12 protein-coding genes are annotated in these 15,743 nt (G+C 53.5%); 7 read left to right on the plus strand and 5 right to left on the minus strand.

Annotated features, from left to right (window positions below; all coding sequences use genetic code 11):
• Positions 1-6: 6 nt before the first annotated feature.
• Both VHE34_RS04605 and VHE34_RS04610 read right to left on the minus strand, forming a co-directional pair.
• Positions 7-834: an AraC family transcriptional regulator gene (locus tag VHE34_RS04605; RefSeq protein ID WP_325585089.1), complete on the minus strand. Its 828-nt coding sequence runs from the start codon at positions 832-834 to the stop codon at positions 7-9.
• A gap of 152 nt (positions 835-986) precedes the next feature.
• The gene (locus VHE34_RS04610; protein WP_325585091.1) at positions 987-1,568 is read right to left on the minus strand and encodes a DUF417 family protein; all 582 of its coding nucleotides are present in this window, start codon (positions 1,566-1,568) and stop codon (positions 987-989) included.
• A 177-nt stretch (positions 1,569-1,745) separates the two neighbouring features.
• Between VHE34_RS04610 and VHE34_RS04615 the strand changes: the two genes are divergently transcribed.
• Genes VHE34_RS04615 through VHE34_RS04640 form a run of 6 tightly spaced genes read left to right on the plus strand, consistent with a single transcriptional unit; the run spans position 1,746 to position 7,824 of the window.
• Positions 1,746-2,699, plus strand: coding sequence for an MBL fold metallo-hydrolase (locus VHE34_RS04615; RefSeq protein WP_325585093.1), 954 nt, complete (start codon positions 1,746-1,748; stop codon positions 2,697-2,699).
• 18 nt (positions 2,700-2,717) lie between these two features.
• Positions 2,718-3,494, plus strand: coding sequence for an alpha/beta hydrolase (locus VHE34_RS04620; protein ID WP_325585095.1), 777 nt, complete (start codon positions 2,718-2,720; stop codon positions 3,492-3,494).
• Positions 3,495-3,504: 10 nt separating this feature from the next.
• On the plus strand, positions 3,505-5,037 hold the full coding sequence (locus VHE34_RS04625; protein ID WP_325585097.1) for an alginate export family protein: 1,533 nt from the start codon (positions 3,505-3,507) through the stop codon (positions 5,035-5,037).
• Positions 5,034-6,065, plus strand: a complete 1,032-nt coding sequence (locus tag VHE34_RS04630) for an alpha/beta hydrolase (protein ID WP_325585099.1) — start codon at positions 5,034-5,036, stop codon at positions 6,063-6,065. The genes VHE34_RS04625 and VHE34_RS04630 overlap by 4 nt, the downstream gene beginning before the upstream one ends.
• Positions 6,066-6,070: 5 nt before the next feature.
• Positions 6,071-6,934 carry an SDR family oxidoreductase gene (locus VHE34_RS04635; protein ID WP_325585101.1) on the plus strand — a complete coding sequence of 288 codons (864 nt, stop codon included), beginning with the start codon at positions 6,071-6,073 and terminating at the stop codon, positions 6,932-6,934.
• A gap of 11 nt (positions 6,935-6,945) precedes the next feature.
• Positions 6,946-7,824 carry an alpha/beta hydrolase gene (locus tag VHE34_RS04640; RefSeq protein WP_325585103.1) on the plus strand — a complete coding sequence of 293 codons (879 nt, stop codon included), beginning with the start codon at positions 6,946-6,948 and terminating at the stop codon, positions 7,822-7,824.
• Positions 7,825-7,853: 29 nt separating this feature from the next.
• On the opposite strand, the gene VHE34_RS04645 is transcribed toward VHE34_RS04640, so the two are convergent.
• From VHE34_RS04645 to VHE34_RS04655, 3 genes are all read right to left on the minus strand, one after another.
• A complete protein-coding gene (locus VHE34_RS04645) occupies positions 7,854-9,221 on the minus strand; it encodes a sigma-54 dependent transcriptional regulator (RefSeq protein ID WP_325585105.1) in 1,368 nt (455 codons plus the stop codon).
• Positions 9,218-11,527, minus strand: coding sequence for a sensor histidine kinase (locus VHE34_RS04650; protein ID WP_325585107.1), 2,310 nt, complete (start codon positions 11,525-11,527; stop codon positions 9,218-9,220). Before VHE34_RS04650 ends, VHE34_RS04645 begins: the two co-directional genes overlap by 4 nt.
• Positions 11,528-11,692: 165 nt before the next feature.
• On the minus strand, positions 11,693-12,136 hold the full coding sequence (locus VHE34_RS04655) for a DMT family transporter (RefSeq protein ID WP_325585109.1): 444 nt from the start codon (positions 12,134-12,136) through the stop codon (positions 11,693-11,695).
• 155 nt (positions 12,137-12,291) lie between these two features.
• Between VHE34_RS04655 and VHE34_RS04660 the strand changes: the two genes are divergently transcribed.
• Positions 12,292-15,669 (plus strand): histidine kinase dimerization/phosphoacceptor domain -containing protein, encoded by a 3,378-nt coding sequence (locus VHE34_RS04660; RefSeq protein ID WP_325585111.1) that lies wholly within the window; start codon positions 12,292-12,294, stop codon positions 15,667-15,669.
• Positions 15,670-15,743: the final 74 nt, after the last annotated feature.

Consider the following 15,743-nt stretch of genomic DNA (forward strand, 5'->3'; position numbering starts at 1 on the left):
TCATCTTTATGCCGATTGGGTGAATTGCCTCCTGCAGTTTGACGGCGGAAAGCCGAAATGTGATTTGAAAAGCCTCGAAAAATGCGCGATATGTGAGAATCCGGTTGTATAACAGATCTCGGTAACGGTCATATTCGTACCGCTCAACATTTCCCTTGCCTTCTCCAACCGTTTCGACTTGATCCATTGGGAAGGGGTGGTGTTATAAATTGCGGTAAAATCGCGCCGGAAACTGGACAGGCTTCTTCCCGATAAGGCGGCCAGCTGTTCGATCGACAAAGTGTTCATGATGTTTTCCTCCACGGTTTCGGTGATATTGCCAAGAGAAGCAACGCGAAGGTCCAGCAATTGAGCCAGCACGGAGTGACCTGCGTCACACAAATGAAAAAGCAGTTCGAGCATCTTTATCTTGACAAATCCGGGTTGAGGCATCTTCACGCCGTATAGGAAGGGTTCGAGGGAAAGGGCATAGGAAGTCCATCCACTGCCGCCGCAGATGGTCGTGATCAGGGGGCGAATTTGTACGCGGGATACCTGTAAATCCATCCATCGGGTGAACTCCCTCACCAGGCTGGGTTTGATCGTGAAACGCAAATACCGTAACGGGGCCTCACCGCATTCGATGCGCTTATACTCGATCCAGATATTTCGCTTCAAAAGGACAATCTGATTGGTATATAGATCGACCCGCTCTTTTCCACTCGAAATAGACATCGCTCCTTCCAGCATAAAAATGAGATAAACGTCTTCAGCATAGTGCGAACCCGGAACGTCCGTTCCTGCGAAGCATTGGACAGCGGTATATCCTTCTAGCGTGAGTTTTGTCGCCGGCATTAGTCCTGTTTTTTGGTGATTTATCCTTCCGCTGCTTGATGATTCCAAAGCTGTGCCAGCTATGCAACTCGATTATTCCCAGGATGTTATCGTTTTCGGATCGAAAGGCGGACCATCGGATTTTCCGGATCGTCCGGCTAAATCGCGATATTTCACGAACCGGCGGAAGAAGAGCCCTTTCTGCTAAGGTATAAAGCGGCGGATTCACTCATGCAGACGACAGCGCCCCCCAGAATGGCCAGGTCCTTGATCACGAGCCTCCCCCGGCCAGACAAAAAGGGAAATCCCCAAACATCGTCGTTGATATTCGGTACCCAGCTTTCAGGGGTGGTTACCAGGAAGGACAACGTCCCGATGGTGAGCAGAACCATGAGGGCGCCTCCGATGGTGCTCAACAGGGGCGCGATAGGGTGGAGGATAACCATTACCCCAACCAGGACAAGGCATATCCCGAGTCCCCGCGAAAAGCCATAGGTGTTATTCGCTCGATGCCATTGATGATTCGCAGCTATCAATTCGCCCTCCTTATTGATATGCTGCTTATAATCGTCGGGATGGTTGTAAAAAAAGGATAGAAAGGGACTGTTTGCCACGAAGGGTACGATCCCATCGGCCTCATAGGTGAAGAATTTCAGCGTGCCGATCCAGATAAAAATGATAAAAAGGGCGACGCGCAGCATTTTCCTTCCAAATGCGTCAAGCCCGGCAAGATAAAATAGAATTCGGGTTTTCATGTTTTGAGTTTTGCGTACAAGGTATCAGTCGCAACCCACACTGATTTATCTATACGCGTTATGCTTTTTAACAATAAACGTCAGGTCCGGTACTTGGATCGAATCAACAAAAAACTTGGATCGTGGCCTCAACGGAGAGGAATAAGTGCAGGCGATCTTTGCTCAAAGAATATAAGTATGGAAAACAACACGACGTCGACCATGTCAAGAGGTCGCTTTCTTCGAACCGCCGGCATCCTCGGTGCCGGCTTGCTGCTAAAGCCCCGCGAAGGGTTCGCTCAGACAAGCCCCGTCATCACCATTAAGAATGCGGCCGCAAAAGAACCTATTGAGGTAACGCCGTTGCGCGGGAACCTCCATGTGCTTCAGGGGTCCGGAGGAAATATCTCTGTCTTCAATGGCCATGAAGGGTTCTTAATGGTGGATGCCGGCATCGCCGTATCGAAAAATAAGATAAAAGCTGCGATGGCCGGCATTGCAGACAAACCGGTGAAGGTTCTTGTCAGCACCCATTGGCATTTTGATCATACGGACGGGAATGAATGGGTTCACAAAGACGGCGCAACTATCATCGGCCATGAGATAACCCGCAGGAATCTCTCGAAAACCATCCGCGTAGAAGATTGGAACTATACGTTCCCTCCCGCACCCACGGGCGCATTGCCGACGGTGACGTTCAAAGACGAGCACCAGTTGCATTTCAACGGCGAAACCATCCATCTGAAATATTATCCGCCGGCGCATACCAACTGCGATATCTCGGTTTATTTCCCCCACGCCGACGTGCTACACGTGGCCGATACCTGGTGGAATCCCTACTACCCATTCATCGATCACAACAGCGGCGGCTCGCTGGACGGGATGATCGCGGCAAGCGAACGGAACCTGGGAATGACAACCGAAAAGACGCTCATCGTTCCGGGACACGGGGCGATCGGTACGCGCAGCCAATTGGCGGAGTTCCGGGACATGCTGGTCGCGGTGAAACACAATGTTTCCAAACTAAAGAAGGCGGGACGCTCACTGGCCGACACTGTCGCGGCGAAACCCACCGCGGCATTCGACGCAAAATGGGGCAATTTCGTGCTGGACGGCGCTTTCTTCACCAGACTGGTTTACGCAGATGTATAACCTTTGTAAAATTGAATCATGAAAAAGTATATGGCTCTATTGATCATTCCATTTATGGCAATTCTCTCTTCTTCCACCGCTTCGGCCCAGCAGCCGGGCCCGGTAAAAAACATCGTTATCGTTCACGGGGCCTTCGCGGACGGCTCGGGCTTCGAAGCGGTGTACAACATCCTCACCCGGAAAGGCTATCATGTCACCATCGTCCAGAATCCACTCACTTCACTGGAAGAGGATGTTGCAGCCACCAATTTCGTCTTAAGCCGGCAGGATGGTCCCGTTATTCTCGTGGGGCATAGCTGGGGCGGAACGGTGATCACCCAGGCCGGCGTTTCCGACAAAGTAGTCCGGCTGGTGTACCTGGAAGGGTTCATGCCGGAGGAAGGGGAGACCACCGCTCAACTGGCCGGTTCCGAACCCGCGCTGGCAGAGAATGGAGTAATGATGCCGGATGAGAACGGCCTGATCTGGTATTCAAAGGAGAAATTTCATGCGGGCTTTACCGGCGATCTCAGCCGGGAAAAATCGGATTTCATGTATGACTCACAAGGAGCCATTGCCGCAAAATGTTTCACCACCCCCGTAACTGCCGCCGCCTGGAAGACAAAGCCCAGTTATGGAGTGGTAGCGACCGGGGATAAAAGCATCAACCCGGTGATCCTGCGGAAAATGTACCGCCGGGCGGGGGCAACGATTACCGAGATAGACGCGAGTCATGTGGTGTACATCTCCCAGCCGGCTAAGATCGCAGCAGTCATCGAGATGGCGGCAAAGGGTCAAACGGCGCCGGCGCGGTAAAATGGAAAGTATGCGACTTTACAATTTGCTACTGCTTGGGCTTTGCTGCTCCGAAACATCCCGCCTGCAGGCCCAATGGTCCATCTCCGGCGAACTTCGGACACGAACGGAATGGCGGAACGGCTACGGCACCCTTAAACCGATTGGAAACAGCGCCGCTCTTTTCACTTCCCAACGCAGCAGGCTGACGATTGACTACCACTGGGACAGGGTAGTATTCCATTCCTCCGCGCAGGACATCAGGGTATGGGGCCAGGATGCATCCACCATAAGTGCGGCCGACGGGAACAAATTTGGCATCCACGAAGCTTGGGCGGAATTAGCCATCATCGACAAAAGGGACACCGCGACCACCATTTCCCGGCAGCAAACCGGCGTCCGCTACCTGGCCGCGCGAATCGGCCGCCAGGAGATAAGCTATGATGACCAGCGTCTCCTGGGTGGTCTGGACTGGTTGCAACAGGCCAGGAGACACGATGCCATCGTTTTGAAATTGCTCGCCGGCGGCTGGCAGCTGGATCTTGGCGGCGCGTTTAACCAAAACACGGATGCAGTAGGCTACAACGGGACTGTTTACACCGCCGCCAATACGCCGCCCTACGTAAAAGACAGCAAGGGCCGGCTGGCAGTGACGCCGCCCGCCTTTATCCCCTTTGTCAATCCGGCCGGGGTGAGCAGCGCAAACGGTGCACCCGCCGTGTCGGCGCCGGCGTCGACAAACGGCGCCTACCAGGATTACAAAGCCTTGCAGTACCTGTATGTGGCCAGAACAGTGGGGCATTCCCGGGTGAGCGCCCTGGTGGTGGCGGACTATTTCGGAAAGAATGTCAGCGATTCGGTGGTCAATATCGTCAACGGCGATTCCGCCTGGATCTACGGCAAAAGTTTCGATAAAAAAGGGGTGAACGCAAGGATCACTGCCGGGATCTACATCGCCGGCGGAACAAAGGGCATCGGCTGGACCGCGGGGTTTTATTACCAATGCGGCCGGGACAGGGATGCTCTCCGCCTGCAAGCCTGGACTTCTACGATCGGCCTGTCCTATACCTGGCCCACCTTCACGCTCACCGGCGGTTGGGATTACCTCTCGGGTAACAAGACCTCTTTAAACCCGGGGATGAACCACCGGTTCGATCCCCTCTATGGAACGCCCCACAAATTCTGGGGCTCGATGGACTATTTCTTCGTCAGCACCGGATCGCCGCCGGGTGGTCTCAGCGATCCTTTCCTGAAATTGAAATATACCACGCCAAAGCAGCGCTTCACCGCCGGTCTCGATTACCACTGTTTCCAATTGGCCGACCGGCAACGGGTTGCGGGCGGCAGGACGACCGGTCGCTATCTGGGAAGCGAATGGGACGGGGTCTGCGCATTCGCCCTGAACCCGGTGACAAAACTGGAGTGGGGGACCAGCCTCATGTCAGCAAGCCAAAACATGCCTTATGCCAAACTCCTTTCGCCCGGTGCATCGCATCTTGTCAACACCTGGAGTTATTTGATGATCACTATTTTATTAAACAAACATGTAAACACGTCAAAATGAACAGCACCATTGTTTTTCTCCTCACTCTCTTGACCGCGGTCCAACCGGCGGCACTTTTTTCCCAGGCTAAAAATTACGCGACGGACCCCTCGCTATCCACGGCGGTAAAAACCTTTCTGAAGGCGGTCAACGCCGGTCCCCCGCTCGAGACGCTGTCCCCCGTCGCCGCGCGGAAAGTCCTGGCGGACGCGCAAGCCTCGGTTCCCGTTGATCTCTCCGGTATCGACGTCTCCGAAAAAACGATCACAGGCGATGGATTTACCGTCCGGCTCAACATCGTCCGGCCCGCAGGCGTAACGGACGTGTTGCCGGTATTTGTCTATATCCATGGCGGCGGATGGGTGCTGGGAGACTTCCCCACCCACGAACGGATGGTTCGCGACCTGGTCGTCCTCTCCGGCGCAGTGGGCGTATTCATAAATTATACCCCGACCCCCGACGCGGTTTTCCCGACACAGATCAATGAGATCTATACGGGAGTCAAATGGGTCGCGGAGCACGGGGCCGACATCGGCGTGGACGGATCGCGCCTGGCCATCGTCGGGAACAGTGTCGGCGGGAATATGACGGCGGTGACAGCGCTGATGGCAAAAGATAAGCACGGCCCCGCACTCAGGGCGCAGATCATGCTCTGGCCGATCCTCGACGCGGACTTCAACACGGGTTCCTACAAGGAATTCGGAACGGGTGGCTATTACCTCACCTCGGCAACCATGAAATGGATGTATGATATGTACATCAAGGACCCGGCGAAAAGAAAGAACATCTATGCTTCGCCCCTCCGGGCGGACATCGAAGAACTGAAAGGACTTCCCCCGGCAATCATCGCCGTGGATGAGAACGATATCCTGCGCGATGAAGGAGAAGCCTATGGCCGGAAGCTCGACCTCGCCGGGGTAAAGGTCACCACCATCCGCTATGACGCCGTGATCCATGACTTCGGCCTGTTGAACGGCCTCGCGGAGATCCCGCAAACCAAATCGCTTTTCGTTCAGCTGGCAGCCGAGTTAAAAAACTATCTAAAATAAAAAACATGAGCAAAACAATTTTTATCACCGGAACCAACTCGGGTTTTGGAAAACTGATGGTCTTCACGCTCTCGAAGGCGGGTTACCGGGTGATCGCAGGCATGCGGGACATCGGCGCAAGGAACAGGGCCGTGGCAGCGGAATTGGCGGCCCTGCCAAATGTCGATATCGCCGAGATCGATATCACCAGCGACGAATCGGTTACAAAGGCGTTTGAAACCGTCCTGGCAAAACACGGGACCATCGACGTACTGGTCAACAACGCGGCCGTTACCGGCTACGGTCTGCTGGAAGCGTACAGCCTCGATCGCATCCGCCAGATGTTCGAGGTGAATTTCTACGGGGTCATCCGCACCTATCAGGCCGTGCTCCCCGCCATGCGCGCCGCAAAAAGCGGGCTCATCATCAATATCACCACCGGGGCAAGCGGCCATACCCTCCCCTTCATGATACCCTACTTCGCATCGAAATTCGGGGTGGAAAGCATTACCGAAGGCATCCAGGAAGAACTTGCCCAATTCGGCATCGAGAACGTAAGTATCCAGCCCGGAGTATATCCCACCGAAATGAACCGCAATGGCGCAAAGACAGGTGTTTCATCCGACAAACCGGCAATCACCGCAGCCTACGACCCCATCGGGTCACAACAATTTGCGGCGCTCGGCGCGGGATTGTTTGGAAAAATGGTCGAATTCAAAATGGACCCGCAGGTGATCGCCGATGGCGTCTTGGCCCTGGTCGAAATGAAAGCAGGCACCCGGCCGCTTCGCTATCCCCTCGATGCGATCGCCCAGGGCACGGACATCGAATTCATCGAGGCCCGCGCCCGGATCAAAGCAAAATGGCTTACCAAATACACAGCCCAATAAACAAATAATATATGAAGTACAAAACACATCATCGCGTGGTCAAAATTAAAGGGGTCGACATTTTTTACCGGGAAGCAGGTCCCGCCGATGCCCCGACGCTGGTCTTACTCCACGGCTACCCGACATCATCCCACATGTACCGGAATTTGATCATGGACCTGTCCGACCGCTTTCACCTGATTGCCCCGGATTACCCCGGCTATGGTAGAAGCGAACAACCCCCCGTGAAAGATTTTGCATACACCTTTGAAAACATTGCCTCGATCATCGATGCCCTGTTGGAACAGTTGAAAATAACGAAATATAGCCTCTATCTCATGGATTACGGCGCGCCGATCGGCTGGACGCTGGCCTATAAACACCCGGAACGGATCGAGACGCTCATCGTGCAGAACGGCTGCTGTTATGAGGAAGGACTCGAAACCTTCTGGGACCCCATCAAAGCCCTATGGAAAGACCGCAACGACAAGGACGCGATAAAGAAATGCCAGGCGTTTCACAGTCCGGACGGCCTGAAATGGCAGTATACCCACAGCGTGCCGGATCCTTCCGTCGTTTCCCCGGACAACTGGGAGGTCGATCTGCGCCATCTCCTTCGCCCGGAGAATGACGATATCCAGATCGCCATGTTCTATGATTATCGGAACAATGTTAAACAATATCCCAAATGGCAGGCCTGGCTCCGGGAACGCAATCCCGAAATGCTGATCGTATATGGGAAAAATGACTATATCTTTCCCGTGGCCGGCGCCGAGGCTTTCAAACGGGATGTGAAGAATCTCGAGTATCACCTCTACGACACCGGTCATTTTGCACTGGAAAGTTTCGGCCCGGAGATCGGCGCGGTGATCCGTGATTTCCTCGAACGAAAGGTATGCAATCCTAAATAAGGCTGATCATTACCCCTGTCTGTTGTTCATCATCGCCCGATATAGCTCTTTTGTATCCCCAATTTCTTCATCCTGGACCGGAGGGTCGATTCGTTGATATCGAGCAATTCCGCCGCCCCGCCTGTTCCATGCAATTTCCAATTGCACTGCTCCAGTACGGAAAGGATATGATCCCGTTCGTTCTCCTCCATTGTCTTTGGAATGCCGGTATCGTTTTTGGTTTTTGGCGCTTTGGGTAACACGATGCTGTCGATCACGGTTCCCTTGCAAACCACTACGGTTCTCTCGATGAGGTTTTCCAGCTCCCGCACATTGCCTGGCCACGAGTATTCCAGCAGTTGTTTGACCACCTCCGGGGAATATTCTCCGACGTGTTTGCCATGGCGCGCGGCAAACACCTTTAGGAAATGATTGGCCAGGGAAAGGATATCGGCCTTCCTTTCCCTTAGGGGCGGCATTTCGATGGGAAATACGTTCAACCGGTAATAAAGGTCCAGCCGGAACCGGCCCGCGGCGATCTCGGCTTCCAGGTTTCGGTTCGTGGCGGCAATAACGCGAACATCCACTTTCTTGAGCCGGCCGCCAATGGGTTCTACTTCGTGTTCCTGCAGAACCCGCAGCATCTTTACCTGGGCTTCGAGGGGCAATTCCCCGATCTCGTCCAGGAAAATGGTTCCACCCTCGGCAAGCTCGAACTTGCCGATTTTTTTGAAGGCGGCATTGGTAAAGGCGCCCTTTTCGTGTCCGAAAAGCTCGGATTCGATGAGGTTTTCCGGCAGGGCTCCGCAATTGATGATGACCATTGGTTTTTCTCTCCGGGGGGAGCAGCCGTGGATGGCACGCGCCACCAGCTCTTTTCCCGTACCGCTTTCACCCAGGATGAGTACCGATGTGTCAGTAGGTCCGACGACCCGGATATGGTCCACCACCTCGGCCATATTCCGGCTGATGCCGATGATGTGGCGGCAGGCGTCTTCGGCTTTCCCTGAAGCATCCGATTGCCTTTTCCGGTTAGCAGCTTCTTTTTCCTGCCGATGGAGATACCAGGCGATATCCAGCATCACCAAAACGTCTTTTTGGCGAAACGGCTTTACCAGGAAACCGTAGGGCCTTGTTTTTTTCGCAGCATCGAGGATTTGTTGATTGGAATTGGCGGAAACGAATACAAATGCGATCTCTCTTTCCCGAAGATACTGGGCAAGATCGATACCTGTCCGGTCTCCCTGCAGATAGATGTCTACCAGCACGAGGTCGGGCCGTTCCCGCTCGATGATTGGGATGGCGACGTCCACGGACCGGGCAATCGGACATACCTTATAACCGGCCAGCTGGAGTATCTCCAGCAGATTATTCGCTTCCACGAATTGGTCTTCGACGACAAGTATTTTTGTATTCACACGTATATAGCTTTTTTGATGATAGGATGCTCCGGTCCGGCGCCGCTTTTTGAAAATTTCGCCTGGAACCGGATGCGAATGACGGTGCCGTTGTCGTTTCCGATATGCAGGGTCGCACCGATATCTTCGCTAAGCCCTCGGATCAGCTTCAGGCCAAGGGAAGCGGACGGAGTGGTAAAGAGACTTGGCGGGATCCCCACGCCGTTATCGGCGATTTGAAGGGAAATACCTTCTGCATCCTGCTTCATCCCGATCGCGATGAGGCCATTCCGCTCTCCGGGAAAGGCATACTTGATAGAATTGGTGACGGCTTCGTTGACGATCAGCGCTAGCGGAACAGCCTGGGCCACATCCAGCTCGATGGGTTCGACGTCCAGGAGGAAATTGATCTTTTCCGAATTGTCAAAGCTGGTCCGGAGATAACGGATGAACTCTGCCAGGTATTCGGACATATCGATCGCCTTCACATCTGCGGATTGGTACAACTTCTGATGGATAAGCGACATGGCATAGATCCGGTGCTGGCTGATCTCGATGGCCTTCAGCGCATCGTTCTCCAGGTGCCGGGCCTGTGATTCCAAAAGACAGATCACGGTATGCAAATTGTTCTTCACCCGGTGGTGGACCTCCTTTAGCAGCCACTCCTTCTCCTGCACCAGGTGTTGAAGCGCAGCGTTGGTTTGGCTGATCTCGGATTTCTGAACCTCGAGTTGCTGATTGGCCCGCTGTTTCACCCGGAAGCGGTTGTACAACAAGGCCAGGAAAAGCAGGAGAGCCGCCGCGCCGGCGATGACCACATTCCGGGTGAACAGGTTTTGCCGGTTCCTGGCCTCCTGCAGCGCGGCCTGCTGGTTCAGGATCTTGATGTTGTTGTCTTTTTTATCGATCTCGTATTTTGCCCGCAACTCTGCAACCTGACGGATATCGCTCCTCGCTCTGAAAGAATCGGTCAGGGTAACATACCGCTGCGCGTGCAGGTAGGCGTCTTTAAACCGTCCCGCGGCGGAATCGATTCGGGCCAGGTCTTTTTGCGCTAGCCCGATACGCCGGAAATCCGATTCGCTCATGGGATAGGAAAGCGCGGTATTGAGATAAGAACGGCTCTTTTCGAATTGTCCTTTCCGGAAGAAGAGCTCCCCAAGCAGAAAATTCAGCAGGAATTCATGGAGCGTGCCCATTTTGAGGGACCATTTCATTTTCTCCTTTTCGGCCCGGAGCAGGTAAGATTTTGCCTTGTCGAGACTATCCATTTGGATATAAAAATCACCCAGGGTGAGAAAAGCCTGCGCATTTTCGGCTGGATTGACGGGCGGCGACGCATTCACCTGGTTCTGCATCAATTGGAGCGCCTCCCCCTGTTTCCCGTTTTCGGCAAGCAGATCGGCAACCGTAAAGACGATCGGATAGGCCTGCTGACCCTCTCCCCATCGGGCGAATACGGCCAATGATTTTCGTCCCCAATCCAGGAGTTCCGCTTTATTGTCGGATCTTCCCTGGTCGACAAACATCCGCCGGGCATAAATAATAGCCAACGCCGTACTGTCACCGGTCGACTCCGCGGCCCTGACCTCGTCGATGGCATACCTGACCGAGCTTTCCTTATCGCCGGCAATGATCGAATTCAGACACAGCAGGTCCAACGTATAGTGCGTATACCGGAATCCAATGGAATTCTCCAGCGTCAATGCGGTCTCGAAACTCTTTCGGGAATCCGCCGGCCTTCCGGCAGCCACGCTAAGATAGCCGATATTGGAAAGGGTATAGATCCGGCTCCGGATCTCGCCCATCTGTTGGTATAGGGTATCCGCCCGCTCAAGGCGCTCGATCCTGGCTGCGATGGTGGTCGGCAGGAACGCACTATAAGTCCCCCAGTACGACCAGGCCAGGGCCTCCGCCCGCTTGTTGCCGGAGCCGGCCGCCCGGCGGATCACCTCCAGGAACACGCCAGCAGCCTTCGCCGTATCCCCCTGTTCAAGATAGACCTTTCCCAGCAGGGTAACAATCGGGTAAAGCCGGTTGGCATCCCGGGCCCAATCCAAATTAGCCCTCGCCGCATCCAGGTTCCTGATCGCACTGTCCAGATCAGCAGGTCGCGAAGCCGGCCGGAAAGCATAGATAGCCCCTCTACGGCCAGGACCCCCATCCACCCCACTTTCATCGATCACCAGCTGGGGATCGAGATGCATTCGCTGCCCGGCCAGCGCAAGTCCGCTGTCGATGTCTATCTGATTTTGCCGGGCAACATTTAAATAACAGGAACCCAATTGCAACAACAATCGCTGGGTTTGAACATCTTCCTTGTTCATCTGGCAACTGGAAGACGCCGGAAGAAGGCAAAACAAGAAGGGCAAAATGATCGCCCCTCTAACGCAACAAACTAACGAGAGTCTTCGCCTCTTTTGCATAGTCACAGTTGTTTTGGATGGGGATACTCCAATGTACCCCTTTCCGGTCACAAAAACAAAATACGTTTAAAAACGCCGGACAAGGACTACCCCGGAAATGATAAGGACGATACCCAAAAACCGCCAACCGTTGAAGGGATGGGCCAGCTCGATCAGTACACCAAAATGGTCGAGAAGTACTGCCACGACCATTTGACCGGCCACAACAAGACCAAAGGTCAAGGCCATCCCCAACCGGGATAAGGCAAGCATCGTAAGCGTAATGAAAATAGCGCCCGTCAGGCCGCCGCCGATCCACTCGGACACAGACGCCGCCCTTGCCGCCTTCCAGGTGAACGACTCCCGGGCAAACGGAAGGCAGACGGCAAGCGACACGGCCCCAACAACAAACGTAAACATCGACGCAAAGAGGGGACTGTCAAGACTCTTACCCAATCGCGAATTGAGACCCGCCTGCACCGGCAACAACGCGCCGCAGCCAAGGGCGATGATTAGCCAAAGGATTTTCATGTCAGATTTTTAAAAGTAAAAATGCGGATTTGCCGGGACCAGGGCTTATCCCCATGAGTCAATTATTTTGATGATTGGGACTGGCAAAATTGATAAACTATTTGGATAGCATAGTCAATACAGTGGTCGGATCGCGAAATATCTTGGGGCATTGTATGATGAAAAATGCCGCCTTCATTCTTCTGTCCCTGCTCACCACGCTTCATTCCCAGGGACAGCAGGCTGCTCACTACCGGCAGGCCTATAAAATGGACTCGTTGCAGCACGAATATAAGTCGGCTGTCGAAAACCATATTCAATACATGTTTTTTGATGATTCGGAAAAAAAGGCCGACCAACGAAAAAAAATGGAGCAGCTGCTGATAAAATACTCGACACAAAAAAAGGACCGCGATATCCGCTTGCTCCGGCATCGGCAACTGACCGAACAGGCCCGGATCAACCAGAACAGACTTACCCGTGGTATCATGATCACCGGTGCAGGGATGATGATCTTCATCATCGGCCTTCTCTACAGGCAGTACAGGATCAGGCAGCGCGGCAACACTGCCATCTGGAATAGCAATCGCCGCCTCCGGCAAGTCATCGATGAAAAGGAGCGGCTGCTGAAGGAAGTTCATCACCGGGTGAAAAACAATCTGCATACTATTATTTGCCTGCTCGAATCACAGTCAAGACATCTGAACGACGATGCGCTGGAGGCCATAGAGATCAGCCAGCACCGCATTTACGCCATTTCACTTGTCCATCAACACCTGTACCAATCGGCAGATATCCAAACGGTCGACATGCGGGATTTTGTCAGGGACTATGTCCATTACCTGTCGGAAGGGGCGGACCCGCGCCTCGCCCATCGATTGATCCAGGATATGGGTACGGTTAAGCTCGATGTAATGCACGCCGTCCCGGTTGCATTGATGATCAACGAAGCCTTGGTCGAATTACTTGCTTCCTGTTCGGCATCCGGCAACGAACCGGAGATCCGCATCTTCCTGCAACAAGTCGGCGATAGGATCGTGCTCCGGATTACTGGCAACGGCAACTATGCATCTCCCGGCGTAAACCTCATACGGAAATTGTCCGAAACGATTGGCGCAGATCTTACCTTACCCGCCGGCAAGGACACTCATCTGCAGGTCGTATTCGACAAATACTCGATTTACTCCCCGTCCCTACGCACTTCTTCCGGGAAAAAAAACGGCGCAATCGTAACAGCAGCACTGACGATCGGGGCTCTCGGGTTCCTGCTGTCACCTGCCTCCGGACAAAAGCTCTCCGCGGCGGAGACGGTAAAGAATTATAGCCTGGCGCAGAAAAGGTTGCTGGTGATCAATATGCTCCAGTTCACCAATCTTATTTCTCAGAACAGCCTTGACCAGGATAGCCTGATGGCTATTTCCTGCCGGTTCACCGGCATGCCTTTTCTTCTGCCCTACTCGGAGGGCATCGAAGCGGACTCCCAGGGGAGAATTCCCCAGCTGCTGGCGAATGCGATGCGATATTTGCACCGGGCGGGAACCCATAAAAAGGACCTTGACAGTACCGCACTCTTCATCGATTCGGCCTCACGCGGGATCAGGTCGGAACACGGGGAAAGATGGGTTGATGAATGCGCCTTTATTCGGGCGGAATGGTATCGGCAAAAAAGAGAGGTCCGACGGGGAAGAAGTCTGCTCATCGGTATCCTGGCTAAAAGTCGATCGCACTCGAATGCGCTGGGTGAGGCCCGCGCCTGCCGGCTGCTTGCCGGTTTCAGTGACGGCGAATCACTCGCGGCATTGGAGTATAGAAAAAGGGCGCTGGAAATCTATAAACAACTTCGAATGCCCGAACTGCAGATCCAGATGCTGATGGATATTTTTGCCTCTACCTTTACGAGTGAAAGCAGCCCGAGTGAACAAATCCTTCGCCAAATCCTTTTCTTAATGGATTCAACCGGTTTTCGGCATCGGTTATTCGCGGAAAACTTCCTTGCTTATATTTTGCTGGCCAACTACAAAAACGCTGAGGGGCTTGACGTGGCCAACGCCGCCCTGGAAGATATGAGGTGGTCGGGCATCGACCAGGTACAGGGAAGTTTTTGGATAAGGTTGGGAGCAGTCTATGAATCACTTGACAAAAACAGGGAAGCGCTCGATTGCTTCAGGAAAGCCATCGCCAGGGGTACGGCCGAGACCCACCTTTTTTGGTATAAAGGCCTTTTTTACGCTGCAACATTGATGAATAGTATGGGTGATGGCCAATCTGCCATCGCCCTGATCGATACCGTAACCGGAAAATTCCCACCCATTACGGTATGGGAGAAATTACAGGTGATCTCCATGCGAGGGGAATGTTACGATCAAATGCGTAAAGTCGATTCAGCGGATAAATATTATATGGCGCTTTTGAGATTCGTCGATGGACATCCTGACGCGGATACCTATGGAGAGTTTTCAACCACGTTTTGGGAGATTGCCCGGTTTTATATATCCATCGGCCAGTTGAACAAAGCCACTCTTTTTGCCGGCCATGCCGACCCGGATGTGGCTTTTCCCACAGAGCTTAACTACTTCTGGTATCAGTTCCGCTTTGCAATGGATTCGGCAACGGGAAAATTCAAGTTGGCGCTGAAAGACCATATCCGCTACAAAGAGAGTTATGACTCTGCATTCAACTTCGAACAGAAGAAGATAATGGATGAACTGGCGGTCCGTAACGATGCGGAAAAGAAAGACCAGGACCTCCGCTTCCTGCAACAGCAGTCGATGATCCGGCAGGCGCAATTGCGTCGGGACGAATTGGCAAGAGGTCTGATCTTTGGCGGCATCGCCTCGCTCTTGCTGATCGCATCCCTGCTTTTTCACCAATACAGGTTAAAACAGCGGACCTATCGGGAAATGAAGCGAAAGAATCATTTGTTGCAGGGACTCATAAAAGAAAAAGCATGGCTGTTGAAAGAGGTGCAGCTTCGGGTAAATGACAATCTTCAAACGGTGATCTCGTTGCTGGGCGTCCAGGCGGCCGATCTGCACGACGACGCGCTGAACGCGATTGACAACAGCCAACGCCGTATCTACGCCATGTCTTTGATCCACCAAAAATTACTCGATCCGGATTGCGAAAAGGCGATCGATATGTCGGAATATATCGCCGAACTCGTACGCTATCTCGAGTCGAGTTTCGGCACGGACGGAAACATCCGGTTCGAGTTGGACATTCAACCGGTGAAACTCGGCGCTTCACAAGCGGTCGCCGTGGCGATGATCGTCAACGAAGCAACGACGAATGCTATCAAATATGCCTTTCCCGGCTTCCGCACCGGGACGATCACCATCCAAATGACTCGGGTGGACAGGACAATTACGATGGTCATCGCCGACGACGGGGTGGGGATGTCCCAACCCGCGTCGAATGACCCCTCCAAAACGCTGGGGATAAAGCTCATGCGAGGCCTGAGCGAGGATCTCGGAGCCGCCTTTACCATCCGGACGGACAAGGGTACTTCGGTGATCCTGCAAATGGATGCCGGGAGAATTCTGGAAACAATGTAATACCCGGGTTGACCCCTACGTCATAAAATGGCGTTCCGATAATCGGTGTAACCTTTTTCACCGCCCGTATAATA

This window comes from Puia sp. (genome assembly GCF_035546395.1).
In the GTDB taxonomy this organism is placed as follows: domain Bacteria; phylum Bacteroidota; class Bacteroidia; order Chitinophagales; family Chitinophagaceae; genus Puia.

Bases quoted from the DNA above. Each gene is read 5' to 3' on its own strand.
- VHE34_RS04640 (WP_325585103.1), top strand. From the start codon at position 6,946: ATGAAGTACAAAACACATCATCGCGTGGTCAAAATTAAAGGGGTCGAC.
- VHE34_RS04605 (WP_325585089.1), bottom strand. From the start codon at position 834: ATGCCGGCGACAAAACTCACGCTAGAAGGATATACCGCTGTCCAATGC.
- VHE34_RS04620 (WP_325585095.1), top strand. From the start codon at position 2,718: ATGAAAAAGTATATGGCTCTATTGATCATTCCATTTATGGCAATTCTC.
- VHE34_RS04635 (WP_325585101.1), top strand. From the start codon at position 6,071: ATGAGCAAAACAATTTTTATCACCGGAACCAACTCGGGTTTTGGAAAA.
- VHE34_RS04610 (WP_325585091.1), bottom strand. From the start codon at position 1,568: ATGAAAACCCGAATTCTATTTTATCTTGCCGGGCTTGACGCATTTGGA.
- VHE34_RS04630 (WP_325585099.1), top strand. From the start codon at position 5,034: ATGAACAGCACCATTGTTTTTCTCCTCACTCTCTTGACCGCGGTCCAA.
- VHE34_RS04655 (WP_325585109.1), bottom strand. From the start codon at position 12,136: ATGAAAATCCTTTGGCTAATCATCGCCCTTGGCTGCGGCGCGTTGTTG.
- VHE34_RS04615 (WP_325585093.1), top strand. From the start codon at position 1,746: ATGGAAAACAACACGACGTCGACCATGTCAAGAGGTCGCTTTCTTCGA.
- VHE34_RS04625 (WP_325585097.1), top strand. From the start codon at position 3,505: ATGCGACTTTACAATTTGCTACTGCTTGGGCTTTGCTGCTCCGAAACA.
- VHE34_RS04660 (WP_325585111.1), top strand. From the start codon at position 12,292: ATGATGAAAAATGCCGCCTTCATTCTTCTGTCCCTGCTCACCACGCTT.
- VHE34_RS04650 (WP_325585107.1), bottom strand. From the start codon at position 11,527: ATGAACAAGGAAGATGTTCAAACCCAGCGATTGTTGTTGCAATTGGGT.